At 52.3% G+C, this 2,616-nt stretch carries 3 protein-coding genes; 1 reads left to right on the top strand and 2 read right to left on the bottom strand.

Annotation, left to right across the window (positions count from 1 at the left end; translation table 11 throughout):
- Positions 1 to 393: 393 nt before the first annotated feature.
- On the bottom strand, positions 394 to 1,002 hold the full coding sequence (locus LD28_RS0112430) for a histidine phosphatase family protein (RefSeq protein ID WP_033137280.1): 609 nt from the start codon (positions 1,000 to 1,002) through the stop codon (positions 394 to 396).
- Positions 1,003 to 1,056: 54 nt separating this feature from the next.
- Positions 1,057 to 1,443, bottom strand: a complete 387-nt coding sequence (locus LD28_RS0112425; RefSeq protein WP_033137279.1) for a GFA family protein — start codon at positions 1,441 to 1,443, stop codon at positions 1,057 to 1,059.
- A 633-nt stretch (positions 1,444 to 2,076) separates the two neighbouring features.
- Between LD28_RS0112425 and LD28_RS22390 the strand changes: the two genes are divergently transcribed.
- Positions 2,077 to 2,616: XdhC family protein (locus tag LD28_RS22390; RefSeq protein WP_277619820.1), on the top strand; the 540-nt coding region annotated here is incomplete at its 3' end.

Genomic DNA, 2,616 nt, shown 5'->3' with positions numbered 1-2,616 from the left:
GCACCAGCAAGGGCTGCTACGACAGCGTGGAAAAAATGGTGAGACGAGCCGACACCGCCCTCTATCTGGCCAAGAAACAGGGGCGTAACTGCTGTCGCAAGGAGGATCTGGAGCCAACCTGATGGCCATCTCCCCCCTGCCCTGTGATGACACTGATAGCCGCTGCCTACAGAGAGATAACCAACCGCAGCGAACACAAAAAGCTGCGCTACCCTCTTCGGTCGCGCTGCTTTTTGGCTCTGTTCTTTGGCACAACCGCAAAATGCCCGGGCTCCTCGCTGCCTGTCACCTCGACACAACACGGCGACATATCATCGCAAATAGAGGCCATCAGGCATCACTCCTATAGGAAGGCTGTGAGATCTCTCCGCGCCATCCGGCCCGTTGCACTCTTCAATCATGACCATCAAGGGGACGGCTAAAGCGCAGTGGGCCACCATCAGCCAGAGAGAGCCTCACCGACAGCATGCCGCCGTTGGGCAATTGCCACTCGAAGAAGTCATCAAATCCGGCAATCGTTACGGCGCGGACCACCTTGGCGACCACACCGTGCGCCACCAGCAATACCCGCTCCCCTTGCAGGGTCGAAGCCAGTGCCGTTAATTCCTGCGAGACACGGGCAATCACCTCGTCCAGGGTTTCACCACCGGGAGGTGCCTCGGCCCAGAGCCGAGTGATATTGCGCGCCCACAGTTCGGGATAGCGCGTCCTCGCCTCTGCCTGCGTCAGCCCTTCAAACAGGCCGACATTCCGCTCACGAAAGGCCAGCGCAAGCTCCACAGGCAATCCCAACTGGCGAGACAAGATGGCTGCGCTCTCCCTTGTTCGCAGCAGGGGCGACGCCAGCAACCGATCGAACGGCGGCTGTGTCGCTGCCACCTTCTCAGCCAGCCGGGAGATCTGGCGCACGCCATCGTCATTGAGCCCGATATCCAGCGCGCCTTGATAACGTCCCTCGGCATTGGCCTGCGTCTCCGCGTGGCGGATCACCACCAGTTCCATGGTGCACTCCTCTTTCCTGTTTTTTGTTTTCTGTTTCCAGGTTAACGCCACAAGCTACTTCCCTTTCGGATAACGGGGATGCTCGTCCGAGATCGGCAACCAGGGCATCTGGCTGGCGGTATAAATGTGATAGGTCGGCGCGACCGCGTCAGGATTATCAAGAGAAGCGATGGCCAAGGTCAGGTATTCGGGATATTGGGTACTGCGATAGCTGAGAGTCGAACCACACTTCGCGCAAAAACCGCGTCGAATAGTCTCAGACGACGCGTATTCACTCGGTTTGCCACACAGCCACTGCACCTGCTCGACGCGAAAATCCATCCAGGCCCCTACCGGTGCCCCCGTAGTGCGCTGGCAATCCCGACAATGGCAAAAATCAGCGGCAAAGGGGGCCGCAAGTAACTCGTAACGGATCGCACCACAATGACAACGTCCCTTCATTGGGTCTCCTTATTTCTTATCCATGTTTCACGTGGTATCAGGCCCACCCTCGTTGAGGCAAATAGCAAAACAGGGGCTCACCTTGCCAAGTGAAATCCATCCGTTGAATCACGTCCCTGCCGGGGCCTATTTCGGACATGACAAGCATGGCGACCGCTCATACTGCGACCCATAACCAAAAACCTTGCGGACCAAGCTCACCCGGGCACCTCCTTGGCAACGTTCATTCAACATCCCCGACATGCAATCCAACACAAGCCCACACGACGTGATATCGCCATTGTCGCGGCAGAACTCAAAACGAGTGATGCCCTTTCACGACATACCTTACCTGCTCCCGGCATAACGAGAAACAAGAGCAATCATCAACCACCCCATCATGACCATTAATGTTAATTTGTTGTCCGCTTTTGTTAATTGAAATGTTAATCGCGCAAATATAATACGTACTAACTTTGTTGCAATAAAATAACCCGTATTAATCCATTACATATATATCTTCCTTTCCCAAAATGAATTAACACTAGTGATTTGACTGCAATCATCACTGAACAGAAATCAATTTTTTATCGTGCAAGTAAATTTTCCAATGGCCCCGACTTTTGTAATTATTGATTAGTGGAATATTAACCTATGCAACATATTGACATTAATGTGATTAGTCAGGCCATTGAATGGCAACAACAGGGAAAACCAGTATGGCTATGTACTGTGTTGAGTACTTATGGATCTTCGCCACGCTCACCCGGAGCCTTGATGGTAGCCACAAGTAATGGTCGCCATTGCGGTTCATTATCCGGAGGTTGTGTTGAAGAAGATTTTCTTCGACGTGTAGCAGTCGGCGAATATACAGCTGACAGCCAGGTAATCCGCTATGGCAAAGGGGGAATGGAACCCAATGTGCCTTTACCTTGTGGCGGAACACTGGATGTACTTATCGAATATTTTCCATCCGGACATACTAACCTCTCTTATCTAAAAAAAATGTTGGGCGCATTGCGTGGACACTATTCTTTAATTAAACACTTAACTTTACCTCATACCTGTAACAGCTTGGAACCAAGTGACTTTTCCAGTGTGACTCATGTGGTACGCCAACAACAGGATATTACCTTGCATGTCGCGGCAGCTCCCTGCCTTCTCATCGCCGGATTATCTAATGTGGCGTTGTAC

It is taken from the genome of Aeromonas finlandensis, assembly GCF_000764645.1.
Lineage (GTDB): Bacteria > Pseudomonadota > Gammaproteobacteria > Enterobacterales > Aeromonadaceae > Aeromonas > Aeromonas finlandensis.
Note: the sequence above shows the minus strand (reverse complement) of the source record. Positions and strands in the feature narration are given on the sequence as shown.